General features: G+C 73.2%; 23 protein-coding genes and 1 pseudogene. 5 read left to right on the top strand and 19 right to left on the bottom strand.

Features of this window, described 5'->3' with window-relative positions:
• The 6 genes from AC2CHG_RS18435 to AC2CHG_RS18460 form a co-directional block, all read right to left on the bottom strand.
• A partial coding sequence (locus AC2CHG_RS18435) for an ABC transporter ATP-binding protein (protein ID WP_484525218.1) occupies positions 1-1,780 on the bottom strand: 1,780 nt, incomplete at its 3' end.
• 90 nt (positions 1,781-1,870) lie between these two features.
• Complete coding sequence (locus AC2CHG_RS18440; protein ID WP_073830318.1) at positions 1,871-2,464, bottom strand: TetR/AcrR family transcriptional regulator; 594 nt, start codon at positions 2,462-2,464, stop codon at positions 1,871-1,873.
• 10 nt (positions 2,465-2,474) lie between these two features.
• On the bottom strand, positions 2,475-4,625 hold the full coding sequence (locus AC2CHG_RS18445) for a YhgE/Pip family protein (RefSeq protein ID WP_484525219.1): 2,151 nt from the start codon (positions 4,623-4,625) through the stop codon (positions 2,475-2,477).
• Positions 4,622-5,329, bottom strand: a complete 708-nt coding sequence (locus tag AC2CHG_RS18450; RefSeq protein ID WP_194799756.1) for an ATP-binding cassette domain-containing protein — start codon at positions 5,327-5,329, stop codon at positions 4,622-4,624. The genes AC2CHG_RS18445 and AC2CHG_RS18450 overlap by 4 nt, the downstream gene beginning before the upstream one ends.
• 93 nt (positions 5,330-5,422) lie before the next feature.
• Positions 5,423-6,262 (bottom strand): GNAT family N-acetyltransferase, encoded by an 840-nt coding sequence (locus AC2CHG_RS18455; protein WP_194799755.1) that lies wholly within the window; start codon positions 6,260-6,262, stop codon positions 5,423-5,425.
• Positions 6,263-6,326: 64 nt separating this feature from the next.
• Complete coding sequence (locus tag AC2CHG_RS18460; protein ID WP_194799754.1) at positions 6,327-7,553, bottom strand: MFS transporter; 1,227 nt, start codon at positions 7,551-7,553, stop codon at positions 6,327-6,329.
• 121 nt (positions 7,554-7,674) lie between these two features.
• Here AC2CHG_RS18460 and AC2CHG_RS18465 point away from each other — a divergent pair, with 121 nt between their 5' ends.
• Complete coding sequence (locus AC2CHG_RS18465) at positions 7,675-8,262, top strand: PadR family transcriptional regulator (RefSeq protein ID WP_194799753.1); 588 nt, start codon at positions 7,675-7,677, stop codon at positions 8,260-8,262.
• Between the two features lie 48 nt (positions 8,263-8,310).
• On the opposite strand, the gene AC2CHG_RS18470 is transcribed toward AC2CHG_RS18465, so the two are convergent.
• Positions 8,311-9,129 (bottom strand): class I SAM-dependent methyltransferase, encoded by an 819-nt coding sequence (locus AC2CHG_RS18470; protein ID WP_194799752.1) that lies wholly within the window; start codon positions 9,127-9,129, stop codon positions 8,311-8,313.
• Positions 9,130-9,257: 128 nt separating this feature from the next.
• On the opposite strand from AC2CHG_RS18470, the gene AC2CHG_RS18475 reads away from it, so the two are divergent.
• Complete coding sequence (locus tag AC2CHG_RS18475) at positions 9,258-9,932, top strand: winged helix-turn-helix transcriptional regulator (RefSeq protein WP_281600573.1); 675 nt, start codon at positions 9,258-9,260, stop codon at positions 9,930-9,932.
• 57 nt (positions 9,933-9,989) lie between these two features.
• Here AC2CHG_RS18475 and ispG read toward each other — a convergent pair whose 3' ends face one another.
• The 7 genes from ispG to AC2CHG_RS18510 all read right to left on the bottom strand — a co-directional run bounded on the left by ispG (position 9,990) and on the right by AC2CHG_RS18510 (position 17,051).
• A complete protein-coding gene (ispG, locus tag AC2CHG_RS18480) occupies positions 9,990-11,165 on the bottom strand; it encodes a flavodoxin-dependent (E)-4-hydroxy-3-methylbut-2-enyl-diphosphate synthase (RefSeq protein ID WP_013474403.1) in 1,176 nt (391 codons plus the stop codon).
• 9 nt (positions 11,166-11,174) lie between these two features.
• Positions 11,175-12,422 (bottom strand): M50 family metallopeptidase, encoded by a 1,248-nt coding sequence (locus AC2CHG_RS18485; RefSeq protein WP_194799749.1) that lies wholly within the window; start codon positions 12,420-12,422, stop codon positions 11,175-11,177.
• Positions 12,419-13,633: a 1-deoxy-D-xylulose-5-phosphate reductoisomerase gene (dxr, locus tag AC2CHG_RS18490; RefSeq protein ID WP_484525220.1), complete on the bottom strand. Its 1,215-nt coding sequence runs from the start codon at positions 13,631-13,633 to the stop codon at positions 12,419-12,421. The genes AC2CHG_RS18485 and dxr overlap by 4 nt, the downstream gene beginning before the upstream one ends.
• Positions 13,634-13,762: 129 nt before the next feature.
• Positions 13,763-14,551, bottom strand: coding sequence for a Uma2 family endonuclease (locus tag AC2CHG_RS18495; RefSeq protein WP_194799747.1), 789 nt, complete (start codon positions 14,549-14,551; stop codon positions 13,763-13,765).
• Positions 14,552-14,664: 113 nt separating this feature from the next.
• Positions 14,665-15,138 carry a YcxB family protein gene (locus AC2CHG_RS18500; protein WP_194799746.1) on the bottom strand — a complete coding sequence of 158 codons (474 nt, stop codon included), beginning with the start codon at positions 15,136-15,138 and terminating at the stop codon, positions 14,665-14,667.
• A gap of 75 nt (positions 15,139-15,213) precedes the next feature.
• Positions 15,214-16,443, bottom strand: coding sequence for a PP2C family protein-serine/threonine phosphatase (locus tag AC2CHG_RS18505; protein WP_194799745.1), 1,230 nt, complete (start codon positions 16,441-16,443; stop codon positions 15,214-15,216).
• A 62-nt stretch (positions 16,444-16,505) separates the two neighbouring features.
• Positions 16,506-17,051 carry a GNAT family N-acetyltransferase gene (locus tag AC2CHG_RS18510; protein ID WP_281600572.1) on the bottom strand — a complete coding sequence of 182 codons (546 nt, stop codon included), beginning with the start codon at positions 17,049-17,051 and terminating at the stop codon, positions 16,506-16,508.
• A 51-nt stretch (positions 17,052-17,102) separates the two neighbouring features.
• On the opposite strand from AC2CHG_RS18510, the gene AC2CHG_RS18515 reads away from it, so the two are divergent.
• Complete coding sequence (locus AC2CHG_RS18515) at positions 17,103-17,945, top strand: YihY/virulence factor BrkB family protein (RefSeq protein ID WP_262014810.1); 843 nt, start codon at positions 17,103-17,105, stop codon at positions 17,943-17,945.
• Positions 17,946-17,955: 10 nt separating this feature from the next.
• Here the strand turns inward: AC2CHG_RS18515 and AC2CHG_RS18520 are convergent, their stop codons facing one another.
• Positions 17,956-19,125, bottom strand: a complete 1,170-nt coding sequence (locus AC2CHG_RS18520; protein ID WP_262014809.1) for a PhoX family protein — start codon at positions 19,123-19,125, stop codon at positions 17,956-17,958.
• A 106-nt stretch (positions 19,126-19,231) separates the two neighbouring features.
• Positions 19,232-19,651: a ribosomal protein L7/L12 gene (locus AC2CHG_RS18525; protein ID WP_262014808.1), complete on the bottom strand. Its 420-nt coding sequence runs from the start codon at positions 19,649-19,651 to the stop codon at positions 19,232-19,234.
• A gap of 67 nt (positions 19,652-19,718) precedes the next feature.
• On the opposite strand from AC2CHG_RS18525, the gene AC2CHG_RS18530 reads away from it, so the two are divergent.
• Positions 19,719-21,317 carry a phytoene desaturase family protein gene (locus tag AC2CHG_RS18530; RefSeq protein WP_262014807.1) on the top strand — a complete coding sequence of 533 codons (1,599 nt, stop codon included), beginning with the start codon at positions 19,719-19,721 and terminating at the stop codon, positions 21,315-21,317.
• A 4-nt stretch (positions 21,318-21,321) separates the two neighbouring features.
• On the opposite strand, the gene AC2CHG_RS18535 is transcribed toward AC2CHG_RS18530, so the two are convergent.
• Together AC2CHG_RS18535 and AC2CHG_RS18540 are read right to left on the bottom strand one after the other, a co-directional pair.
• Positions 21,322-21,960, bottom strand: coding sequence for a TMEM175 family protein (locus AC2CHG_RS18535; protein WP_030269894.1), 639 nt, complete (start codon positions 21,958-21,960; stop codon positions 21,322-21,324).
• A 108-nt stretch (positions 21,961-22,068) separates the two neighbouring features.
• Positions 22,069-23,649, bottom strand: a complete 1,581-nt coding sequence (locus tag AC2CHG_RS18540) for a Rieske 2Fe-2S domain-containing protein (RefSeq protein WP_194799740.1) — start codon at positions 23,647-23,649, stop codon at positions 22,069-22,071.
• 248 nt (positions 23,650-23,897) lie between these two features.
• Between AC2CHG_RS18540 and AC2CHG_RS18545 the strand changes: the two genes are divergently transcribed.
• Entirely contained in the window at positions 23,898-24,122 is a 225-nt protein-coding gene (locus AC2CHG_RS18545; RefSeq protein ID WP_013284612.1) for a hypothetical protein, read from the top strand.
• A 79-nt stretch (positions 24,123-24,201) separates the two neighbouring features.
• On the opposite strand, the pseudogene AC2CHG_RS18550 reads toward AC2CHG_RS18545, so the two are convergent.
• Positions 24,202-24,889: pseudogene (locus AC2CHG_RS18550) on the bottom strand (DivIVA domain-containing protein); the annotation flags it as partial.

Genomic DNA, 24,889 nt, shown 5'->3' on the forward strand with positions numbered 1-24,889 from the left:
GCACGGCGGCCGGCCGGGTCGCGGGTGCGGTCGGCGTGGCCGGGGCGTCGTCCCAGGCGGGCGCGTCGAGCAGGTTCACGCCGCCGCCCCGGGCGCCCACTCCGGCGTACGCCCCGGCGTGGCTGGTGGCGAGCAGTTCGGCGAAGCGGGCCGACTCGCGCAGCGGACCGGCCTCCAGTACCGCGCCGTCGGCCATCACCACCACCTCGTCGCAGCGGCGCACCGAGGAGAGCCGGTGCGCGATGACGATGCCGATCCGGTCGGTGAGCAGCCGTTCGGTGGCCTCGCGTACCCGGTTCTCGGTGACCGGGTCGAGCCGTGCGGTGGCCTCGTCGAGGATCACCACGTGCGGGTCCCGGACCAGGATGCGGGCGAACGCGACGAGCTGTTCCTGCCCGGCGGAGAGCACGTACCCGCCGTCGCCGAGCCGGGTGTGCACGCCGTCGGGCAGCTCGGCGATCCAGCCGGCCAGGCCCAGCTCGGCCAGCGCCCGCTCGGCGGCGTCCAGCAGCTCCGGGTCGAACAGCGCCACGTTCTCGGCCAGCGTGCCGGCCAGGATCTCGGTGCGCTGCGGCACCACGGCGATCCACCGGCGCAACTCGTCCACGTCCAGGTCGGCCAGGTCGGTGCCGCCGAGGAACACCGTGCCGCGCGGCACGTCCACCGCCCGGGTGAGCACCTTCGCCAGCGTCGACTTGCCCGAGCCGGTACGCCCGACGAGCGCGTACGAGCGCCCGCGGACGAAGTCCAGGTGCACGTCGCGCAGCGCCGGACCGCGGTCGTCCCCGCCGGCCGGATAGCGGTAGGTGAGACCGCGCACGGTCAGGTCGCCGTCGACCGGGGTGGCGCCGCCGTCCGGCTCCTGCGGCGACCCGGCGAGCAGCTGCACCCGGCCCCACGCGCCGAACGCCTGTTGCAGGTGCGGCACCCAGCGCGCGATCTGCTCGACGGTCGCGCCGAACGCGATCACCAGCAGCCAGATCGCGGTGAGCCGGGCGGCGTCCACCCGGCCGGTGGCCAGCGCCCACGCGCCGCCCAGCACCACGCCCGCGACGCCGAGCCCGACCGCGCCCGCGGCGGTGGCGGTGACCCGCGCGGAGAGCCGGAACACCCGGACGCACCGGGCGATCACCTCGGCCGCGCGGCGCGCGTAGAGGCGCAGCACGTACGGCCGGGCGAGGCTGGTGCGCACGTCGTCCTGCCCGTGCACCGCCTCCTCCATCACCGCCGCGAGGTCGGACCACGCCTCCTCCTCGGCCATCCGGGCCGGGGCGATCCGGGCGGTCGGACGGCGCAGCGTCACCACGAGCAGCGCGATGAGCAGGATCATGCCGATGCCCGCGGGCCACCAGACGATCAGCGCGCTCACCGTCGCGAGTACGCAGACCGCGAGGCCCTGCGCCAGCCGTACGCCGGTGTTCCGCATCTCGGCGGCGACCTGGTAGACGTCGTTGTCGATCCGGTCGAGCAGTTCGCCGACCGGTGTGGTCTCCAGGGTGGGCAGGTCCTGGCCGAGCGCGACCCGGCAGAGCCGCCGCCGCACGTCGGCCGACCAGTCGGCGGTGAGCCGGGCCATGATCAGCCCGATCAGCAGGTCGGTGACGACAGCGGCGACGAGCGCCACCGCGAGCGCGACGAACCAGCCGGACGAGCGGTGCACCAGCACCGGCCCGGCCAGCGCGGAGGCGGCCGCCTGGCCGGCGGCGCCGAGCACGATCAGCAGCAGGACCGCCGTCATCCGCCGGGGTGCCGTGGCCCAGAGATCTCGGAGCAGGCGCATGGAAGGTCCTCCGGACTCGGCTCGGTGGGGGCGGTGTCCCCAGCCTCGTCCTCACGGCGGCCCGGATTCAACCGAATTACCGGCCCTTGGTCAGGTCCGGGCGACCCGCCGGACGATGCCGAGCAGTGACTCCTGCACCTCGTCGATCGGCCGCTCCGGCGAGAAGACCAGCCAGTCCACTGCTACCACCAGCCCGACGCCGAACAGCGCCGAACTCGCGGTACGCACGTCCAGGTCGGCCGGGAGGTCGCCACTGTCCACGCCGGCCTGCACGGTGTCGGCGATCACCGCGATGGCCTCGCCGCGCAGCAGCCGCAGCGTCTGCTGCCACTCCCTGTTGGTCCGCCACATCTCCGAGAGCAGGAGCTGGGCGAAGGCGCGGTAGCGGCGGATGTACTCCAGCTGGGCGCGGACCAGCGCGCCGAGCGCCTCCAGCGGCGGCAGCCCGTCGACGGCGGCCCGGAACTCGGCGGTGAGCAGGCCGATGCCGTGCCGCAGCAGTTCCTCGAACAGGACGGTCTTGGACTCGAAGTTGTAGTAGACGGTCCCCTTGGCCACACCGGCGCGGGCCGCGATGTCGTCCACGGTGGTGGCCGAGAAGCCCTGCTCGGCGATGAGGTCCACCGCCGCCACGAAGAGGCGCTGGCGGGTGTCCTCGCGCCGGCGTGTCCGTCCGTCCGTCACCGGCTCATCCTCACATGGTCAGTTCGGGGTGCAGCTTCGACGGGGTCAGCCGGCGGGACCGGCGGGCCGCGCCGACGGTGAGCGCCATCGCGCCCAGCCCGAACGCGAGCAGCACCAGCGCGGCGGTGACCACCGGGGCGGTCGTACCGCCGTTGATGGTGTGCCGCAGGCCGTCCACCACGTACGTCATCGGCAGCCAGGGGTGGACGGCCTGGAAGAAGCCGGGCGAGGTCTGCACCGGGTAGGTGCCGCCGGACGAGGTGAGCTGGAGCATCAGCAGCGCCAGCGCGGCCAGCCGGCCGGCCGGGCCGAGCGCCACGCCGAGCAGTTGCATGATCGCGGTGAACGCCAGCGAGGTGAGGGCGAGCAGCCCGAACGTGGCCGCCCCGTGCCTCGGGTCGAGCCCGAGCCCGAGCGTCACCACCGTGTAGAGCACAGTGACCTGGGCCAGGCCGATACCGGCGGCGGGGAGCCACCCGGCGAGCACGACCCGCCAGCCGGGCGCGCCGGACATCACGTGCCGCCGGTTGACCGGCCGCAACAGCATGTACGTGATCATCGCGCCGACCCAGAGCGCCAGCGAGAGGAAGTACGGGGCGAAGCCGACGCCGTACGAGCCGGCCGGGTTCTGCGAGTCGCGGATCAGGCCGACCGGGTCACCGAGCACGCCGGCGCGAGTGGCCGCGTCGTCGTACCCGGGCAGTTTCCGCTCCCCGGCGGCGAGCCCGTCGGCGAGGTCGCCGGCACCGCCCTCCAGCCGGGTCAGCCCGTCGACCAGGCGGTTGCTGCCGCTGCCGAGCTGGGCCAGGCCGCCGTCGAGCTGGCGGGCGCCCGAGGCGAGCCGGTAGAGGCCGCCGCGCAGCTCGTTCGCGCCGGTCGACGCGTCGCCCAGCCCGTCGCGGAGCTTGGCGCTGCCCTGGGCCAGCGTGGCGAGCCCGCCGGCCAGCTCGTTGACCTTCGCGCGGGCGGAGGCGACGTCGTCGGCCAGGTGCGGCGCGGCGGCGGCCACCTCGCGGGCGGTCTTCGACACGTCTGTCATCTGCTTGCGCAGCGTGGCCATGTCGGTCTTGTCCAGCGCGGCCACCACGGAACGGGCCTGCGTGACGGCCTGGTCGGCGGCCTTGCGGGCGGCGGCGAAGTCCCTGTTGTCGGCCAGCTCGGGGTGTTCCTTCGCGACCGCGTCGAGCCGGTCGCGGATCTCCTCGGCGGTAGCGACCACCTCGGCGGCCTTGCCCGGCAGCGCGTCCAGCCCGGCGGCGAGCTGCTGCGCGCCGTCGGCGACGAGCGTGGCCGCCTTCTCGATCTTGTCGGCGTTGCGGCGCAGCACCGGCTCGTACTTGTCGGCGGCGGCGTTCACGGTGGCCGCTGCGGCCTTGGTCTCGGTGGCGGCGCGGCCGGCGCCGTCGGCGAGCTGGGCGGCGCCGGTCCGCAGCTGGTCGAGGCCCTTGGCGAGCTTGTCCGCGCCCTGGACCGACTGGTTGAGCCCGCCGGCGAGCTGCCCGGCACCGTCCTCGGCGTCACCGAGCCCGTCGGCGATCTTTCCCGCGCCCTGCTGGGAGCTGCCGAGCCCGTCGGCGATCCTCCCGGCGCCGTCGGCGGCGCGTCCGGTCTCGGCCTTGGCGTCGGTGAAGCCGATCAGCATCTTGTCGAAGTACGTGGCGGCGGTGCTCTGCGCGGCTGCGGCCCGGATCTCGCTGAACGCCGACCGGGCGAGCAGGCCGGAGAGGTAGTTGGTGGCGTCGTCGTTGACGACCTTCAGCTCGCCCTGCCGGGCCGGGCGGTCCGGTTCCGGGCCGGCGGCGAGGGTGGCGGAGAAGTCCTCCGGGATGGAGAAGACGAGGTGGTAGCGCCCGTCGCGCAGCCCCTTCGTGGCGTCGCCCTGGTCGGTGACGGTCCAGCCGAACACCTTGCGGTCGAGCAGCTTGTCGGTGAGGTCACGGCCGGCGTGCACCTCGCTGCCGTCACCGGCGGTGGCCGGACGGTCGGCGTTGACCAGGGCGACCGGGATCCGGTCCATCTTCCCGTAGGGATCCCAGAACGCGTACAGGTAGAGGGCGCCATAGAGCAGCGGGACGATGGTGAGCACGGCGAGGGCGGCGCGCGGCAGCCGGCCCCGGGTCATCCGGCGCAGCTCGAACAGGGCCAGTCGCAGGACGCTCATGCGGGCACCTCGGCGGGCTCGGCGGGAACGGTGAGGGCGGGGACGGGCGGGACCGGGTCGCCGATGCGGTGCACGGTGGCGGCCACGCCGGGTTCGACGGCGCGGGCGCTGGCGACCACGGCGTACCCCTGGTCGGCGAGGCGTTCCAGCGCGCCCCACATCCACTCCCGCTCGGGGCGGTCGGCGCCGGCGTCCACGTCGTCGGCGACGATCAGGCTGGGGCCGCCGAGGCTGGCGAGCACCAGCCCGAGCACCTGCCGTTCGACCGGGGTGAGGTCGCGGCCGTACCGGTCGGGGTCCAGGGGCGCGTCGGTGAGTCCGGCGCCGGCGACGGCGGCGGCGTAGGCGTCGCGGCGGTAGGCCCGGCGGGCTCGGACCGCTGCCACCGGCACGAGGCGGCGCCGGCGGCGGGGCACCGGGCCGAGCAGCAGCAGGCGTTCGGTGATGTGCTCGGCGACGGTGAGCGTCGGGTCGGGTTCGTGCACGCCCGCCACCTGGCCGAGCGCGGCCGGTCCGCGGCGGCGTAGCTCGCCGTGGTTGTGCGGGAAGCGCCCGGCCAGGGCGAGCAGCAGCGAGGTGCGCCCGCTGCCGGGCGGGCCGGTCACGGCGTGCAGCTCACCGCTCGCGGCGGTGAGGTCGACGTCCCGGTAGACCCAGCCGCGGCGGGTGCGCAGGCCCAGGCCGACGGCCTCGACGATGTTCATTCCGCTCCCGAATTCCGAACTGACTAGTCAGTATAAAAACATGCCCAGCATAGCGCCGGGTGTCCGGTTCGGGACGCCTGGCGGGAGTGATCCTCAGAACAGCACTGTGGCGAGCGTGCCGACCGGGCGGAAGCCGCAGCGCTCGTAGACCCGGCGGGCGGGCAGGTTGAAGTCGTTTACGTAGAGGCTCACAGTGGGCGCGACCCGTTCCAGCGCGTCGCGGACCACTGCGGCCATCGCGGCGGTGGCGATGCCCCGGCCGCGCCACTCGGGCGCCACCCAGACGCCCTGCACCTGCGCGGTCCGGCGGGTCACCACTGCCAGCTCCGCCTTGAAGACCACCCGCCCGTCGACGAAGCGGGCGTAGGCACGGCCGGCGCGCACCAGCTCGGTCACCCGCCGCCGGTAGCCGCGCCCGCCGTCCTCGGCCAGCGGCGACACCCCGACCTCCTCGGTGTACATCGCCACCGCCGCCGGGAACAGCCGGTCGACCTCGTTACCGCGCACCCGCCGCACGTGCGGGTCGGGCGCCACGGCGGGCAGCGCGTCCGTCGCCAGCAACGGCTGGTTCGGGCGTACGTCCCGAGCCGGCCCCCAGTGCGCGGAGAGGCGGTCCCAGAGCCCGAGCACCGCGTCGGCCCGGCCCACGATCGAGGAACAGAGCCGCTCCTCGGCGCTCAACTGGTCGGCGAACGCGGTCACCGCCGACTCGGACGCGAGCACCGGGGTCAGATTGCCGCCCAGCCAGCAGATCGACTCCAGGTGCCGGCGGGAGCCGTACCCGAGGATCCGCGCCTCGGCCCGCCACCAGGCCAGACCGCGTGCCGCCACCCGCTCGGCGACCTGCGCGCCGGCGTACGGGTCGAGGTCGAGCAGCCGCTCGACCGCGCGGCGCTCCGACTCCCCGAGTTGGCGTACCGGCACCGTGAGCACGACTACCAGCCTGCCAGATCCACCCCGGCGCGCGCGGGCCGACCGGGCACCTGCCGCACGGCCCTCAGCCGGCCGCCGCCGGCACCGGTTCGGGCGCGGGCGGCCGGGTCCGGGCGGCCCACCGCACCACAGGCGGCACCAACGCGCCGAGCAGCAGGAACACCACGCCGAGCACCAGCCAGCCGGGTACGCCCCAGCCGATCGCGAGCGTGGTCACCACCACCGGGGCGACCATCGAGCCGAGTTGCATGCCCATCCCGTACGCGCCCTGGTACTGCCCGTGCGCGTGCGCCGGAGCCAGGCCGAAGGAGATGCCCCAGCCGGCCGCGGCGTGCCACAGCTCGCCCACGACGTGCACCAGCGCGCCGGCCAGCAGCAGCGGCACCGCAACCGCCACCGGGACGCCGCCACCCGCGGCGAACAGCGCGCAGGCGGCGGCGAGCAGGACACCGGCCCGGCGGGCGGCCCGGCCCGCGCCGGTCAGGTCTTCGGTGCCCCGCGAGGCGCGGACCTGGAACAGGATCACCACCACCGTGTTGACGAGCAGGCAGACGGAGATCAGCCAGTTCGGTGCGCTGGTGTGCCCGGCGATCCACAGCGGCAGGGCGATGTTGATCAGCGAGAAGTGCATGGACATGAGCCCGTCCAGCACGGTGAAGGCGAGGAACGGGCGGTCCCGTAGCGCGATCAGCCGTGGCCCGTGCGCCGGGGCGGGCATCGGCGGCACCGGCGGGAGCCGCAGCAGCACCGCCGCCGCCAGCACGTACGTGGCGGCGTCGAGCAGGATCAGCGTGACGTACGCGCTGCGGGTGTCGGCGGCGAGCGCGAACCCGGCCAGCACGGTGCCCACCGAGATCCCGACGTTGGTGACGGCGCGCAGGTAGGCGCGGGTGCGGACCCGCTGGTCGGGCGGTACGGCGCCGGCAATCAGCGCCCCGCGGGCGCCCCGGGTGCCCGCGTCCGCGACCGCCATCAGCATGCCGACGACCAGGAAGCCGGTGAACGAGCGCACCGAGACCAGGGCGGTCGTGCACGCGGCCGAGGCGAGCAGCGCGGCCATCTGGAGCCCGCGCGGGCCGAGGCGGTCGGCGAGATAGCCCATCGGGGTGCTCGCCACCAGGCTGACCAGCGCGGTGAGCGTGAGCGCCACGCCGACCTGGGCCACCGTGAGCCCGACCGACCGGGTGAGGAACAGCGCGCTGGCGGTGAGCCAGGTGCCCCGCCCGACGGTGTTGACGAGCGTGGAGAGGGCGAGGGTCCGGGACGGGCCCGGTTCGGGAAGCAGGCGCACACCGGCAGCCTAACAATACGTACGTACGGTTTTCAGTCCGGTTTTCGCGACGTCTTGTCGGCGATGCATTGCCGATATATCGTTGATGCATCAGTGATGCGACTACAGAAGGAGAACACCGATGGGCTTCCATCGACGCATGCACGCCATGCACGACGAGATGCGCCGCCACGGCGGCTTCGGCTTCCCGCCCGTACCCCCGGGTCCGCCGCCCTTCTCCCCCGGACCGCACGGTCGCGGGCGAGGGCGCGGCGGCCGGGGACGCGGACGGCGGCCGAACGTCCGCGGCGCCGTGCTGGCCCTGCTCACCGAGCGGCCGATGCACGGCTACGAGATGATCCAGGAGATCGACTCCCGCACCGGCGGGGCCTGGCGGCCCAGCCCCGGCTCGATCTACCCGACACTGCAACTGCTGGAGGACGAGGGCGTCATCGCCACGGCCGCCGACTCCGAGGGCGGGCGCAAGCGGTTCGCGCTGACCGAGGCGGGGCAGGCCGAGGCGGCCGACGCGGCGCAGACCCCGCCCTGGGCGGAGTTCGCCGAGCAGACAGTCAACAGCTGGCACGACATCCGCGACGCCGGAGCGCAGGCCATGCAGGCGCTGCGGCAGGTCATGACCACCGGCACCGACGACCAGCGCGCCCGGGCCGCCCAGGTGCTCGACGAGACCCGGCGCAAGCTCTACGCCATCCTCGCCGAGTCCGAGTGAGCACCGCCGCCGCGACGGCACGCCGGCCGGACGACGACCGGCGTGCCGTCAGGCGCGGCGAGCGGTGACGAGCAGGTACTCCCAGCGCATCACGCCGCCGTCCAGGTGCCGGGCCGCCAGGTCGGTCAGCGCGCGGTCGAGCCCCGCCGTACGCTCCGGATCGCCCGCGTTCGCCCGGTAGACCGCCACTGTGGGCCCGTAGTGGGTGGCGAAGAAGTCCCGGAACTGTTCCGGCGTGGCGAACCGGTTCACCACCACGTCGTCGCGCCCCAGCCGGAGCGCGTCGACACGGTCGCCGAACAACTCCCGGACATGGTCCTCGTCGCCCCAGAGCGGGGGCGGCTGCGCGCCCGGCGGCGGTGGCGGCGCGAACGGCCGCATGGCCGCGAACAACTGGCCCACGAAGCCCTCCGGGGTCCAGTTGACCAGGCCGATCGTCCCGCCCGGCCGGCACACCCGCAGCACCTCGTCGGCGGCGGCCCGGTGCCGGGGCGCGAACATCACACCCACACAGGACAGCACCGCGTCGAACGCGCCGTCCGCGTACGGCAGCGCCTCCGCGTCCGCCTCCTCCCAGGTCAGCGCCAAGCCCTCCCGCTCAGCCTCCGCCCGCCCGATCGCCAGCAACTCCGGGGTGAGGTCGCCCGCCACCACCTCCGCACCGGCCCGGGCCGCCGGCAGAGCCGCGTTGCCGGTCCCGGCCGCCACGTCCAGCACCCGCATGCCCGGCGCCACCCCGGCGGCCCGGACCAGCGTCGCCCCCAGCTCCGGGATCACCTGCGCGGCCACGGCGGCGTAGTCGCCCATCGCCCACATCGCGCGGTGCCGGGCCTTCACCGCGGCGTCCTGTTCCCGTTCCTCGATCATCTGTCGCTCCTCACAGTCGTCCCTGCACAGGACGCTAGGCAGCGGACGACCCGGCCCCCAGTACGAGATCTGTACCGCTCCCGACAGGCCGCTGGCCGGGCCGCCGGGCCGGGCGTAGCGTGCCCGCCATGGGGGCCTCCTACCACCAGTTCTGCCCCGTGGCGAAGGCCATGGAACTGCTCGACGAGCGGTGGACGCTGCTCGTGGTCCGGGAGTTGGTCAGCGGCTCGGAACGCTTCAACGAGCTGCGCCGGGGCCTGCCCCGGATGTCACCCACGCTGCTGTCCCGCCGGCTGCACCAGCTCGTCCGCGCCGGGGTGGTGGAGCGGCGGGTCGACGGCGTCGACGTGCGCTACGTCCCGACCGCCGCCGGGCGCGAGCTGCGGCCCGTGCTGGAGGCACTCGGTGCCTGGGGCGTGCGCTGGATCGGCGAACTGGGCGACGCCGACCTGGACCCGAAGCTGCTGCTGTGGGACATGCACCGGCACGTCGACCACGACGCGGTCCCGCCGGGGCGTACCGTCGTGCGGTTCCGCTTCCGGGACGTGCCCACGGCGCAGCGCGACTGGTGGATGGTGATCGCCGGGGGCGAAGCCGACGTCTGCGACATCGACCCGGGGCACGCCGTGACGGTGACCGTCACGGCGGACCTGCGCGCCCTGGTCCAGGTCTGGATGGGCGACCTGGAGTGGGCCGTGGCGCTGCGCGGCGGCGCGGTGGAGGTGACCGGGCCGGAGGCGCTGCGGCGCGCCGCGCCCGGCTGGTTCACCCTCTCCCCCTTCGCCGCCGTGCCCCGGCCCTGAGACGCCGCGTGCGACCGCCCCCTGCCGGGGACGGCCGCACGACAACGCGGAAGTGGATCAGTGCACGGTGACGGTGGCACCGCCCGGCACCAGGTCGCGCAGCTCCTCGGGGATCTCGGCGCCCATCTCGTCGGCGATCCGCAGCGCCTCCTCGATCAGCGTTTCCACGATCTGCGCCTCCGGCACGGTCTTGACGACCTTGCCCTTGACGAAGATCTGGCCCTTGCCGTTGCCCGAGGCCACACCCAGGTCGGCCTCGCGGGCCTCACCCGGACCGTTCACCACGCAACCCATGACCGCGACGCGCAGCGGCACCGGCAGGCCCTCCAGCCCGGCGGTGACCTCCTCGGCCAGCTTGTAGACGTCGACCTGCGCCCGGCCGCAGGACGGGCAGGAGACGATCTCCAGGCCACGCTCGCGCAGGCCCAGCGACTCCAGGATCGCGTTGCCGACCTTGATCTCCTCGACCGGCGGGGCGGACAGCGAGACCCGGATGGTGTCGCCGATCCCCTCGGCCAGCAGCGCGCCGAACGCCACCGCCGACTTGATCGTCCCCTGGAACGCCGGGCCCGCCTCGGTGACGCCGAGGTGCAGCGGGTAGTCGCACTTCTCGGCCAGCAGCCGGTAGGCGCGGATCATCACCACCGGGTCGTTGTGCTTCACCGAGATCTTGATGTCCCGGAAGCCGTGCTCCTCGAACAGCGAGCACTCCCACAGCGCCGACTCCACCAGCGCCTCGGCGGTGGCCTTGCCGTACTTGGCCAGCAGGCGCTTGTCCAGCGAGCCCGCGTTCACGCCGATCCGGATCGGCACGCCCGCGTCGCCGGCGGCCCGCGCGATCTCCTTGACCTTGTCGTCGAACTGCCGGATGTTGCCCGGGTTCACCCGCACCGCGGCACAGCCGGCGTCGATCGCCGCGAAGACGTACTTCGGCTGGAAGTGGATGTCGGCGATCACCGGGATCTGCGACTTCTTGGCGATCGCCGGCAGCGCCTCCACGTCGTCCTGCGACGGCACGGCGACCCGGACGATCTGGCAGCCGGACGCGGTCAGCTCGGCGATCTGCTGAAGCGTGGCGTTGACGTCGGCGGTGAGGGTGGTGGTCATGGACTGCACCGAGACCGGCGCGCCACCACCGACCGGCACCGAACCGACCATGATCTGGCGGCTGGCCCGGCGCGGGGCCAGCGGCGGCGGCGGTACGGGGGGCATACCGAGACTGACAGCGGTCACTTCAGGCACTCACCTTGAGAAGAGCGTGATGGGGTTGATGACATCGGCGGTGACCGTCAGCAGCGTGAACGCGCCACCGATCAGGATCACCGCGTACGTGAACGGCATGAGTTTGAGGTAGTCGACGCGCCCCGGATCGGCACGGCCGATGCGCGCGTAGAGCCAGGACCGCGCCCGTTCGAACCAGGCGATGGCGATGTGGCCGCCGTCCAGCGGGAGCAGCGGCAGCAGGTTGAACACGCCGATGAAGAAGTTCAGCGACACGAACAGCATGAAGAACACCAGCCAGGCGTTGTTCTCCACGGCCTCGCCGCCGAGCCGGCTGGCGCCGACCACGCTGATCGGGGTGTCCACGTCGCGCTCGCCGCCGGTGATCGCGTTCCACAACGCCGGCACCTTCTGCGGGATGCGCTGCATGGCGTGCGCGGTCTGCACGGCCATCGTGCCGGTGAAGTCGGCGGTGGCGCCGAACGCGGCGACCGGGCCGTACTCGACCCGGGTCGGGGTGGTGGGCGAGAGCGCCACGCCGAGCGCGGAGACCGCCGAGGCGGCGCCCTTCGGGTCGTCCAGCGGCGGACGCTGCACCGAGGCCAGGTCGACCCGCGCCTCGTCCGGCTTGCCGTCGCGCACGAAGGCGACGGTGGCCGTGCCGGGCGGAGTGGCCCGGACCACGTCGAGCATGTCGCCCCAGGTCGAGACCGGCTTGCCGTTCACCGCGGTGATCCGGTCGCCGTCCTTGAGCTGGGCCTTCTCGGCCGGGCTGGCCGGGTCGCCGGACTCGCAGGCGCGGGCCGCGTTCTCCACCACCACGCACGGCGCGATGGCGATCACCGCCGGCTCGGCCCGGAAGCCGGCCTCGGTGCTGGGGAACTTCGGATTCGGCAGCCCCACCGACACCGCGATGATCCAGAGCGCGATCAGGGCCAGGGCGAAGTGGGTGATCGAGCCCGCGGACATCACGATCGTCCGCTTCCACACCGGGTAGCGCCACATGGCGCGCTTCTCGTCCCCCGGCTCGACGTCGTCGTCCTGCGGCGTCATTCCGACGATCTTGCAGAAGCCGCCGAGCGGGATGCCCTTGACGCCGTACTCGGTCTCGCCCCGCTTGAACGACCACAGGGTCGGGCCGAAGCCGACGAAGTAGCGGGTGACCTTCATCCCGAACGCCTTGGCGGTCAGCATGTGCCCCGCCTCGTGCAGGCTCACCGAGATGAGGATCGCCAGGGCGAACAGCACCACCCCGAGCAGATAGCTCATCGAGCTCCTTCCACCGACCCGACGATGATCTCCTGGGCGTGCGCCCGTGCCCACGACTCGGCGGCGAGCACGTCCTCGACGGTACCTGGTTCGTCGAAATCGGGTGCGTCCTCCAGCACCCGCTGGAGGGTGTCGACGATGCCGAGGAACGGCAGCCGGCCCGCGACGAACGCGGCCACGCACTCCTCGTTCGCCGCGTTGTAGATCGCCGGGCGGCAGCGCCCGGCCTCGCCCGCCGCCTTGGCCAGCGCGACAGCCGGGAACGCCGCGTCGTCGAGCGGGAAGAACTCCCAGGTGTGGGCAGTGGTCCAGTCGACAGCCGCGGCGGCGCCGGGCACGCGGTCCGGCCAGCCGATACCGAGCGCGATGGGCAGCCTCATGTCCGGCGGGCTGGCCTGGGCCAGGGTGGAGCCGTCGGTGAACTCGACCATCGAGTGGATCACCGACTGCGGGTGGACCATCACCTCGATGTCGGCGTACGGCACGTCGAACAACTCGTGCGCCTCGATCACCTCCAGCGCCTTGTTGACCATCGTGGCGGAGTTGATCGTGACGACCGGGCCCATGTTCCAGGTCGGGTGTGCCAGCGCCTGCTCCGGCGTCACGGCGGTCAGCTCGTCACGCCGCCGCCCCCGGAACGGGCCGCCGCTGGCGGTGACCACCAGCCGCCGTACCTCGCCCCGGGCGCCGCCGCGCAGGCACTGCGCCAGCGCCGAGTGCTCGGAGTCCACCGGGATGATCTGCCCCGGTCGCGAGACGGCGGCCTTGACCAGCGGGCCGCCGGCGACGAGGGACTCCTTGTTGGCGAGGGCGAGGGTACGACCGGCGTGCAGCGCGGCCAGCGTCGGCGGCAGGCCCAGCGAGCCGACAACGCCGTTGAGCACCACGTCACACGGCCACTGCGCCAGCTCGGTCATCGCGTCCGGCCCGGCCACGATCTTCGGCAGCTTGAAGTCGCCGGTGGCCCAGCCGCGCCGGCTCGCCTCGGCGTAGAACGCGAGCTGAAGATCCTGCGCGGCGGACGCGCGGGCCACACCGACCGCCTCCACGCCCAGCTCCAGCGCCTGCGCGGCGAGCAACTCCACGTTGCCGCCACCCGCGCCGAGGGCCACCACCCGGAAGCGGTCCGGGTTGCGCTTGACGATGTCGATGGCCTGGGTGCCGATCGAGCCGGTCGAGCCGAGCAGCACGAGATCTCGGGGAGTGGTCACCGGACCATTGTTCCCCAGCGCCTCACCCCGGTTCGTCCCGGAGTGCCCGGCGACATGATCGACTCCACTTCGCCGAGGTGGCGGCATCCCAGGCGCCGCGATGCCACCACTTCGGCGAACTGGTGTCGATCACGCCTGCGGCGCCTCCTCGTCGAGCAGGTCGGCCGGGTCGACGCTGAACTCGAACGGCTGCCGCATCACGAACGTCGTACCGGCGGCCGCGGCCGCAAGCGGCCGGTACTCGCCGTCGACCAGTTCGTAGAGGGCAAGCGCCGGCACCCGGTTACGCAGGTCGACCCGGAGGAAGTACGGCACACCGGCGGTCGCGTACTCCCGCGGCCTGTCGATCACGCCTGACGGCGCGATCTCCCCCACCAGCAGCGCGTCCTCGATTGTGACGGCGCGGAGACCACCGGCCGGGTGTCGCAGCACCGCCAGATCGGGAATGAACAGGTCGTCAGCGGAGACCAGGTTGACGGACCGGCAGCCCCACCGGCCGGCGGCCCGCGCCGCCCTCCCGATCAGGTACGCGAGATGGAGATGCGCCGTACGCCGGTCGACGCCGCTGCCCGGCGTGACGATCACACAGCCGCGCAGCACCTCGATCCTCGGGCCGTTGTTCTCCGGCAGCAGGTCGAGTGCCGCCGCGGCCGTCCAGGGCTGGTCAAGGCACCCCAGAAGATCCAACGACCTACCGGACGAGTCGCGGTCAGGCCGGTCCCGATGCCGCGAGGCGTCGAGGTCGGCAAGGAGAACCTCCAGTTCCTCGTCCGACCCGATCAGGTCCGGACGAGCCAGATCGTCGAGGCTGGTGACCGGCTCGGCACCTTGGCGGCGTGCGAGTTCGCCGGCCGGGACGGCAGCCGTGCCGGGCAGGACGGGACTCCGCTCCGCGTCACTCGACGTGCCTCCGCTCACCGAAGACACCCTTTCTCCTCGACCAGGCCGAGCCGGATGCTCGGAGTCGAGCTTCACCCGTTCTCGTGCCGTCGCTCGCACAGATGGTGCGTCCCGGTGGCGAACCGACGCGCTCAGACGAGCAAGGTCCGGTCGTGGAGGAAGGCGAGAACGTCCTGTCTCTGCTGCGGCGTGAGTTCTGCCAAGGGCACGATCAGCGCTCGCCCTCCCGACAGTCGCACCAGCAACTGGCCGTGGACCTGTTCGACGGCGGACACGGCGGACCACCACACCAGCGTGTGGCCCTCCGGGCTCTCGCACCGCAACCCCTCGTCCGAGAGGTTCCAGCGGGCCGCAACGGAGCCCCACTGCCAGGCCGCCCCCACCGCACGGTGCAGCATCACGGCCGGGGCGAGGAACCAGCAGAGCACGGCCCCACCCGCCAGCGCAGCGGCGACGAGGCGGGGCTCCACGACGAGCGTGAAGACCGACAGCAGCGCCAGCGTGCCGCCCACCCATCGATAGGGCAGGACCACGCCCCGCAGGAGCCGGCGCCACGCCACGGTGAACGGCCCCCGCTCGGGCGCGGCCTCGAACTCGATCAGCACGACGTACGGTAAACCGCGCCCACGCCCGGCGATCTCCGCCGAACGGTCAGGCGGGGCTGTCGCTGCGGGATGAGGCTACGGGGACGCGATCGTCCCGTCTGGCGCGGTGAGGTGCTCCAGGTGCTCCAACGGCAGGTGCGAGGGCTGCCACTCCAGGAACAGCGCGGTGGCGTCGTCGTCGAGCTGGTCCTGCTGGTAGGCGAGGACGGCGCGCACAAGCCGGCGCATCGTCTCCGGGCTGGGCAGCCGCTCGTTGAGGGCACGCTCGACGAAGTCGACGAGCCGGTCCAGCCCGAACCGTTCCCCGTCGTCGCCCCGGGCGTCGGTGATGCCGTCGGTGTAGGCGAGGATGCGGTCACCCGGGTGCAGCGCCTCCTCGTGCGCCCGCGGGCGCCGCGTCGACAGGTTGCCCAGCCCGAGCGGCAGCGCGGTCGGTCCGGGCAGTGCCCGGACGGCCTTGCCGTCCCGCAGCAGCATGGCGCCGGGGTGGCCGGCGTTGATGGTCCGCAGCACGCCGGTCCGCCGGTCGAGTTCGGCGAGCAGCGCGGTCGCGAACAGGCCGGGGTGTTCGGAGCGGACCCACCTGTCGATGCTGATCGCCGTGTCGACCAGGTCGAGACCGGTACGCCGGGCGTTGCGGTACGCGCTGACCACGAGCGAGGCCATCGCGCTCGCCTTGATCCCGTGCCCACAGGTGTCGAAGAGCCCGACGCTGAGCACGTCACCGTTGAGCGCGTAGTCGAAGATGTCCCCGCCGACGTCGTAACACGGTTCGAGGATGGCGGTGATCACCAGCTCGTCCGTTGCGAAGGTCAGCGGCGGCAGCAGCCCCCACACGGTCTCGGCGGCGACCTGCATCGGCAGGCGGCGGCGGATCCGTTCCACGACGTCGCCGTAGAGCCGGCGGTTCACCAGGACCTGAGCGACGGCGACCGCAACCTCCCAGGCCGGCCGGTCCAGCGCGGGGTCGCCGGCGCGCGACGACACGATCTCCAGTGCCCCCAGCCGTTCGCAGCCGAGCAGCAGGGGCACCCAGAGCCGGTCCGGGCGGTCGGGAGCGCGCTGCACCTGGAGGCCGGTGAACGCCCGGCCGGCCAGCGTCGTCTCGATCGTGAGTTCGTCCCGGGGCGCGCCCGCGCCGACCAGGGGTACGAGCGAGGACTGCGTGTAGTCGGCCAGGTAGATCACGATGTCGGTGGCCCCGATGGCGGGCGCGACCCGGTTCACCAGGAGCGACAGGTCGTCCGGACCGCCCCGGGCGGCGTGGAGGTGCAGCCAGCGCGCTGCGTCGCCACCGTCGACCATCCGTGCCTCCCCCGTGTCCCCACCACCGTAGGAGGCCGAGGGCGAACTGCCAACGGCACGGCTCAGGCCGGACGTTCCAGGACGAACGTTTCAACCTCGGCACCGCCGTACCAGTCGGTGCGCACGCCCACGTGCGTCATGCCGAGGCGCCGGGCCACCGCCATCGACGGGTCGTTCCCGGCCATCACCACCGCGTACACCCTCGGGGTGCCGGTGGCGAACTCGCGTTCCAGCACCGAGCGGGCCGCCTCGGTGGCGTAGCCGTTGCCCTGGGCGTCGGGGTGCAGGTGCCAGCCGACCTCGATGTCGTCGGTCAGCGTGACGCCGTCGCGTCCCGGCAGCGGCTTGAGCAGGATGCTCCCCGCCACCGGTCCGCCGTCGCGCGGCTCGATCGCCCACAGGCCCCAGCGACCGTCGTACGGCGCCCAGCGTTCGTGCCACATCCGGACCCGCTCGCGCGCCTCGGACGGGTCGGTCATCCGCCCCTTGCCGCCGCCCAGCCAGCGCATCACCTCGTCCCGTGAGTAGATGTCGTAGATCCGGGCCAGGTCGTCCGGCGACTCGGTCCAGTCGCGGAGCACCAGCCGGTCGGTCGTGGCGATCGTCATGCCGCCGGATCGTAATGCGTGGCGCGGTGGCATACGGGGAACGAGAGGGCGATGGGCGACGGGTGGGAGCGGACCAAGCGGATCACGGCTGCGGCGTTCCGGCCGGTCCGCGGCCGGGACCTGTCGCTGCACGCCGCCGCGATCACCTTCTACGGCGCGATCGCCGTGGTGCCGGTGGCGCTGCTGGCGATCTGGCTGACCGGGCTGCTCGCCGGGGCGGACCGGGTGCGGCGGCTGACCGGGTACGCGATCGACACGCTGCCCACCGAGATCGGCGCCCACCGGGCGGCGGCCGCACTCGTCGAGGCCGGGCTGGGGCTGACCCCGCTGCTGGCGCTGGCGTCGCTGCTGCCGGCCTCGCTCTACGGGGAAGGACTGCGCCGCGCCTTCGTCTCGGTGGCCGAGCCGCGCGCCGAGTCCGGCGCGCTGGTCGGCTGGCGGGGGCGCCTGCTGCTGCTCCCGCTGCTGGCGCCGGCCCCGGTGCTGCTGCTGTCGATCCTGCTCGGGCTGCCGATGACCACCCGGCTGGTACGCCAGGGCGGCTGGATCGGCGCGCTCGGCGTGGTGCTGTCGTTCCTCGCGGTGTGGCTGGTGCTCACGCCGGTGCTGATCTGGGTGTTCCGGGTGGTCGGCCCGGCCTCGCCGGACTGGCTCGCCACAGTGGCCCTGGGCTCGTTCACGGCGGCGAACCTGTCCGGCTTCGTGCACGGCTTCGTGCTGTTCTGCTCGCTGCCGCTGGACCTGGGCGTGCCGTTCGGCGGGTTCGACGAGATCGGCGGCGGCGTGGCGGTGCTGCTCTGGCTGTACCTGTTCCACGTGATCGTGCTGTCCGGCTACTCGGCCACGCTGGCGGCGAGCCGGTGGCGGGCCACCCGGGAGGCGGCCCGCGCCTGACGGCGGGAGGTCAGCGCCGGAACGGGCCGCGCACCTCGTACGTGATGCCGCCGGTCCCGGCCCGGGCGCCGCTGGTGCCGCGCTGCGAGGAGAAGTAGAGCCGGCTGCCGTCCGGCGAGAACGCCGGCCCGGTGATCTCCGACTCGGGCTGCCCGAGCAGCCGCAGGAACGGTGCCACCACACCGGCCGGGGTGATCACGTTGATCTCCATGTTGCCGCCGTCCTCGGCCACGTAGAGGTCACCGCCGGCGGTACCGGTGATGTTGTCGACGCCGGTCAGCGGCGCGGCACCGGCCGGCACCAGCGAGTCGTCGTACGCGAGGTCGAGCCGCTCGTTCACCGCGTCGTACGCCCACACCCGGTTGTCCCCCTTGGTGGTGAACCAGCAGGTGTCGTCGGCGTACCAGCAGCCCTCGCCGCCGTCGAACGTCTGCGCCGCGCCCACCTGGTAGCGGGTGGGCACCGGGAATCCGTCGCGGTCCGGCAGGTCCCGCCAGGTCACCGGGCCGGTCACCTGGCCGTCCGGGGCGCACAGCACCTGCACCTTGCCGGTGCGCAGGTCACCCCAGGTGTCCGGGACGAACCGGTAGAAGCAGCCGTCGCCCTCGTCCTCGGTCAGGTAGACCACCCGCCGCTGCGGGTCGCAGGCCGCCGCCTCGTGCTTGAAGCGGCCCATCCGGGTCCGCTCCTCGCCGGACCGGCCGCCCTCGGGCCAGGTCTCGAAGACCCGCCCCAGCGGCACCTCCTCGCAGGACAGCCACGTCCCCCACGGGGTCGGCCCGCCCGCGCAGTTGACGTTCGTGCCGCCGAGGATCCGGTACGCGGCGGCGATCGCGCCGTCGGCGGCGAACCGCACCGCCGAGGCGCCGCCGACGAGCGGCACCTCCGAGTTGGAGACGTAGATCCAGCCGTCGCCGGCCGGGAAGCAGGCGCCGCCGTCGGGCGCCGGGTGCCAGGTGTACGAGGTGCCGGCGACCCGCTGCCCGGACCGCGCGATCACCCGGCTGGTGAAGCCGGCCGGCAACTGGAGGGCGTTGGCGTCGGCGGCCAGCAGGTCGCCGTACGGGCCGGGACCGGGCTGGGCGGGCTGGGCCGGGGCGGCAGCGGCGGCCCAGAGACCACCGGCGAAGGCGGCGGCGCCACCGACGGCTGTGGCACGCAGGACGGTACGACGATCCATCGGGGGTGACCTTCCCGGAGGCGGTGGGTGTCCCGTCGACGGTAGGACGAGAAATGCATCGACCACCGCCACTATAGAGTGAACGCCCGGTGACGGCCGTCCGGCGTCAGAGGCCCTCGACGTACCGCTTGGCGTCGGCGAGCGACATGTGCGTGTGCTCCCGCACCACCTTGATCGCCTGGATCTTCTTCCCCTGGTACAGCAGCCGCGCGGCCTCGGCCCGCACCGCCTCGTCGACGCCCTTTCCGGGGGCCGGAGGGCCGGGCGACCAGGTTCCACCGGCCGTCAGCGCGTCCACCGCCCGCTTCGCGTCCAGCAGCGACAGCCCGGTCTGCTCGCGCAGCACCTTGACCGCCTCGACGGTACGCCCCGCGCGGGCCAGCCGGAGCACCTCGGCCTGCCCGTCGCCGGCCGGGCGATCCGGGGCGACCAGGTCCCGGGGACGGTCGCGCCGCAGCACGAGCAGGAGAAGGAGCACCACCACGACGAGCGCCACCGCGAGCGCGATCTGGACAGCCGGGGACATGCCCGGAACGGTAGCGCCCCAGGGCGAACCCTCCCGCAATAGCTCGCCCGCCGCTACGCTCCGGCCCATGAGCGACGCGAGTGAGCTGCCGTCCCGCGCCGACGTCGTGGTGGTCGGCGCCGGGCACAACGGCCTGGTCTCGGCGATCCTGCTGGCCCGCGCCGGCCTGGACGTGCTGGTGCTGGAGGCGTCCGGCGTGATCGGCGGGGCGACCCGCACCGAGAACCCGTTCCCGAAGGTGCCGGGGCTGCGTCACTCCACCGGGTCGTACCTGCTCGGGCTGATGCCGCCGGAGCTGCTGGCCACGCTCGACGTGACCATCCCGGTGCTGCGCCGCGACCCGCACTACTTCCTGCCCACGCCGGGCGGGCTCGGTTCGCCGTACCTGCTGGCCGGCAGCGACGTGGCGGCGAGCCGGCGGCAGCTCGCGGAGATGTTCTCCCCCGCCGACGTCGCCGCCGACGACGCGCTCCACGCCGAGCTGGCCCAGCTGCGGGAGGATCTCGCCCCGGCGTGGCTGGCCGAGCCGCTGCCGGTCGAGGAGACCGCCGAGCGCTACGTGCGGCCCGCGTTGCGGCAGGTCTTCGTCGACCTGGTACGCGGCTCGGTGGCCGACCACCTGGCCCGCTTCGACTTCCGCTCCGAGCTGCTGGTCAGCATGTACGCGGTCACCGACGGCCTGTCCGGGCTGAACGCCGGCCCGGACGACCCCGGCACCGGGCACAACTTCCTGGTGCACAACATGTGCCGGCTACCAGGCGCGGACGGCACCTGGATGATCACCCGGGGCGGCATGGGTACGGTGTCCCGCACGTTCGCCGAGGCCGCCGTGCGCGCCGGGGCGCGGATCGTGGCCGACGCGCCGGTCACCGCAATCCGGCTGGCCGGAGGCGCCGCCGCCGGGGTGACGCTCGCCGACGGGCGGGAGGTGGACGCCCCTGTGGTGCTCGGCGCCTGTGACCCGTACCGGCTGATGGGGCTGCTGCCCGACGGCGCGCTCCCGGCGGAGCTGGGCGCGCGGATGGCGGCGGTCCGCCGCCCCGGCACCACGCTCAAGCTCAACCTGGCGCTGACCGGGCTGCCGCGCTTCTCCTGCCTGCCGGCCGACGCGCCGAGCCCGTTCGGGTCGACCATCCACCTGCTGCCCGGCTCGGCCTCGCTCGTCGGCGACGGCGGCGAGTCGCCGATGGCGGCGCTGCGCGGCATGTGGGCGGACGTGCGGGCCGGGCGGCTACCGGAGGAGCCGACGATCGAGTGGTACCTGCACACCACTGTCGACCCGTCGCTGTCCGACGAGGCGGGGCACCACTCGTCGGCGTTGTTCGTGCAGTCGGTCCCCTACGAGCTGGCCGGCACCACCTGGGAGGCGGCGCTGCCCGGCTACGTGGAGCGGCTGATCGCGATCTGCGAGCGGTACGCCCCGGGCGCCGGTGACCTGGTCGCGGACGCGGTGCCGCTGCCGCCGCCCGGCATCGAGGCGCATTTCGGGATCACCGGCGGGCACATCCACCACGTCGACAACACTGTGTCGTTCACCGACCGGATGCCGTACGCGACGGGGGTGGACGGGGTGTACGCGGGCAGCGCCGGCTGCCACCCGGCGGGCAGCGTGATCGGCGCGGCCGGGCACAACGCCGCCCGCCGCATCCTCGCCGACCTGGGCTGAGTCCTCACGGCGTCTCGGGCGCCTCCTGACCGGCGGGCGGGAGGTCGCCCGGGCCGCGCACCAGGTAGACGCCGACAAGCAGCAGGTACGCCAGCAGGCTCAGCACCGGGTCGACGAACACGATCGCGAACGCGACCAGGTAGAGCAGCGGACCGAGGCGGAACCGGCGGGCCACCGCCCGCGCCAGCCTCGGGTCCAGGCCCGGTTGCAGCAGCCCGCGGCGGCGCGCCCACCACCAGCTCAGGTTGAAGAACAGCGCCTCACCGAGCACCACGCCCGCGTACAGCGCGGCGGTCAGCCGCTGGTCACCGACGGTGCCGCGCAGGTTGTCCGCGAGCAGGTCGGCGGTGAACGGGATCGCCGCCACGAACATCAGCAGCAGCAGGTTCAGCACCAGCAGCATCTGGTCGACCCGGCGGACGTAACGCCACATGTTGTGGTGGGTCAGCCAGACCTGGCCGACGATGGCGAACGTGATCACGTACGCCAGGTAGGCGCGCCACTCGTGCAGCAGCGCGGCCGGCAGACCGTCGTCCTGCGGCGTGTCCGGGTCGAACGACAGCAGCTCGACGGCCATCAGGGTGAGCACGATGGCGATGACAGCGTCGCTGAACGCCTCCACCCGGGAGGCGTCGCGCGCCATCTCGTTGCCACGCCCGAACCGGTACGCCGGTTCCCTGTCCGCACCCGTCACGCCGCCCCCTCCCGACCGATGGTCGCGTGCCGAGGGCGGCGGACGGGGCGGAACTCGTCAGACGGCCGCTTCCCCGGCCGGCGCCGGGGTCTCCGCGTCGGCGCGGTGCGCGCGGATCTTGTGCCCGACACTGGTCAGGCAGCGCCCGCTGGCCAGGTCGAACTTCCAGCCGTGCAGCTGGCAGGTGAGCTGGTCGCCGTCGACGATGCCGAACCGGCTCAGGTCCGCCTTCAGGTGCGGGCAGCGCCGCTGCACCACCCAGCCGTCGAGCGTGATGTCCTCGGCGTCGACCGCCCGCTCGTGCTCGTCGTACCAGCCCTCGGCGTACTGGAGGCGTTCCTCGGACAGGCACTTGAAGAAGGCGTAGACGAACTCGTTGTACTGGCCGATGCGGGCCGCGGAGAAACGGCAGGACAGGAAGAGGGAGTTGACCCAGTCCACCTCGCCGATGTGCAGCAGGTGCTCGATCAGCGCCCGCTCGGTCCGGAACCGGTAGCGGACCTTCTCGTCCGCGTACGGCCGGACCTCCTTGCCCGGGAAGTCCACCACGATGGATTCGACCTCGGCGCCGTCGTAGCCGACCAGGTCGAAGCGGACCGGCCCGCCGACGCCCTTGGCCAGGTAGATCGACTCGTCCAGCAGCGGCTCGATCCGGCGCTTCATCTCACCCAGCACGTCCACCTCGGGGTGCCGCCAGGACGCCTTCTCCGCCTCGATGACGCCGCGCTTGCGCTCCCGCATCTCCTCCAGGTGGGCGACCTTGTTCGCGAAGAACTCCTCCACCGGCACCGGGTGCGTGGTGGTCGCGCCCTCGGTGGTGACCTCCGAGACGCTGCCCGGCAGCAGCACGATGCCGTTGGTGCCGCCGACCTTGGCATACTCGGCCAGGAACACCGACTGGTCGGGGAAGATGTTGCCCTCGTCGCCGAAGATGTCGTTGAACTGCCACAGCTCGTCGTCGAGGAAGCACGGCGGGCCGGCGATCGGGAAGACGTGGTCGGCCTTCAGGTCGTCGATGTAGCGCCAGGTGCGGTCGAACTGCCGGTCCCGCTTCTGCTTGCCGAACGCGGTCTTCGCCGCCTGCGGCAGCTCGTAGACCATCGGGTACCAGATCGCGCCGGAGAACTGGAGCATGTGCGCGTGCACGTGGCCCAGCTCGGCGAACACGCTCAGGTCGGTCGGGCGGGCGTCGTTCTGGTTGAGCAGCCGCACGCCGTCGTACTCGACCCAGAGCGACGAGTCGCCGATCGGGCCGTCGGTCGGGCTGGTCAGCGCCTGAATCATGATCTTCAGGCCGCCTGGTAGCTCCACGACCTGCTCGTTCGGGGCCTTGAGGAACTTGGTGAAGCCCAGTTCCCGGAACTCGTCCTCCATCTCCGAGGTGGGGAACTCGGGCAGCAGGACGGTGGCGTCCTTCGACACGAAGTCACGCAGGTGCTTCGCGTCGAAGTGGTCCCGGTGCAGGTGCGACACGTACAGGTAGTCGACCTGGCCGAGGGTCGCCCAGTCGAGCAGGGAGTTGTCCGGGAAGGGGAACCACGAGGCGAAGTAGGCGGGGTTGACCCACGGGTCGCACAGGATGCTGCCCGCGGCCGTGTCGATCCGCATGCTGGCATGCCCCGTACCGGTCACTCGCACCGCAGTCCTCCTCAAAAAGGCATCAAGGTGTACGTCAAGACGCTACCGGAGGCAGTGTGCTCGCCGTCCCGCGACGCCGGTAGTGGCCATCCGCCCCCACCGGTACGGGACCAACGACCCGGGCCGCGCCGCCCGCCCGCTGTCGCCCGCCCGGGTCATCCCCGGCACAGGAGGTCGGACCCTGCGCCGGGCCCGGTTGGGGCCGTGCCAGACTGATCGGAGATCCGATCGCGAGGGAAGGACCGACAGTGGCAGGAGACGAGCCGGTAACCGCGCCAGATCAGCACAAGCCCGGACACCGCAAGTCCGGACGGATCGGTGCGGTGCTGTCGGCGGTGGCTTTGGTACTGATGGCGCTCTGCGGGATCGAGGAGGGCCGGGTGGAGCACATCTGGCTGTTCGGGATCGCCGGACTGCTGATCGCCATCGTCATCGGCGACGCCGTGCTGCGCCGCAACGGCCTGCGGTCCTGACGCGCGGCGCCCACGGTAGTGCGCGAAGGGCCCGCCCCCTCACCGGGGGGCGGGCCCTTCGTCGTCTCGGGAGGCGGGGTCAGCGGCCGAGCAGGATGTCCTGCACGTCCTTGAGCGCCGCGTCGACCTCGGCCTCGAAGTAGCCACCGGGCACCAGCCCGAAGCGCAGCGTGTCGAGTTCCTTCGGGTTCACCGGCATCGGGTTGCGCCCCTGCATGCCGCCGAGCAGCGTCTCGAAGAACCGGTCGACCTGGTCCGGGTCGTACCCGCTGCCGAACCGCCGGACCTGGAAGCTGCGCCGGATCTGGTCGACCCGGTGCAGGTCGCTGCCGGGCGGGCCGGCCATCGGCGGCCCCACCATCGGCGGACCGGCGACCGGCGGGCTCACGAGCGGCGGGCCGGTCATCGAGGGGCCCGGGCCGTAGCCCTGGTCCGGCGGCCCGTAACCCGGGTCCGGCGGACCATAGCCGGGCTCCGGTGCGCCGTAACCCTGCTGCGGCAGCGCCGGCGGGCCGCCGGGGCCACGACCACGCAGCTCACGCTCGGGCATGCGGATCTCGGCGGTCATGTCGGCACGGGCACGCCGACCGGCCTCGAACCCGTCGAAGCGCTCCTCCTGGCCGTACCCACCGGGACCGCTGTCCGGGGGACCGTAGCCACCCGGGCCGTTGTCCGGCGGACCGTACCCACCGGGACCGTTGTCCGGCGGGCCGTAACCGCCCGGGCCGGGCGGCAGGCCGCGCGGCGGCGGGCCGCCGTGCCCCATC

This window comes from Micromonospora sp. ATLC20 (assembly GCF_057196585.1).

Bases quoted from the DNA above. Each gene is read 5' to 3' on its own strand.
- AC2CHG_RS18445 (WP_484525219.1), bottom strand. From the start codon at position 4,625: ATGAGCGTCCTGCGACTGGCCCTGTTCGAGCTGCGCCGGATGACCCGG.
- AC2CHG_RS18450 (WP_194799756.1), bottom strand. From the start codon at position 5,329: ATGAACATCGTCGAGGCCGTCGGCCTGGGCCTGCGCACCCGCCGCGGC.
- AC2CHG_RS18465 (WP_194799753.1), top strand. From the start codon at position 7,675: ATGGGCTTCCATCGACGCATGCACGCCATGCACGACGAGATGCGCCGC.
- AC2CHG_RS18470 (WP_194799752.1), bottom strand. From the start codon at position 9,129: ATGATCGAGGAACGGGAACAGGACGCCGCGGTGAAGGCCCGGCACCGC.
- AC2CHG_RS18475 (WP_281600573.1), top strand. From the start codon at position 9,258: ATGGGGGCCTCCTACCACCAGTTCTGCCCCGTGGCGAAGGCCATGGAA.
- AC2CHG_RS18485 (WP_194799749.1), bottom strand. From the start codon at position 12,422: ATGAGCTATCTGCTCGGGGTGGTGCTGTTCGCCCTGGCGATCCTCATC.
- AC2CHG_RS18505 (WP_194799745.1), bottom strand. From the start codon at position 16,443: ATGGTCGACGGTGGCGACGCAGCGCGCTGGCTGCACCTCCACGCCGCC.
- AC2CHG_RS18510 (WP_281600572.1), bottom strand. From the start codon at position 17,051: ATGACGATCGCCACGACCGACCGGCTGGTGCTCCGCGACTGGACCGAG.
- AC2CHG_RS18515 (WP_262014810.1), top strand. From the start codon at position 17,103: ATGGGCGACGGGTGGGAGCGGACCAAGCGGATCACGGCTGCGGCGTTC.
- AC2CHG_RS18520 (WP_262014809.1), bottom strand. From the start codon at position 19,125: ATGGATCGTCGTACCGTCCTGCGTGCCACAGCCGTCGGTGGCGCCGCC.
- AC2CHG_RS18525 (WP_262014808.1), bottom strand. From the start codon at position 19,651: ATGTCCCCGGCTGTCCAGATCGCGCTCGCGGTGGCGCTCGTCGTGGTG.
- AC2CHG_RS18530 (WP_262014807.1), top strand. From the start codon at position 19,719: ATGAGCGACGCGAGTGAGCTGCCGTCCCGCGCCGACGTCGTGGTGGTC.
- AC2CHG_RS18535 (WP_030269894.1), bottom strand. From the start codon at position 21,960: ATGGCGCGCGACGCCTCCCGGGTGGAGGCGTTCAGCGACGCTGTCATC.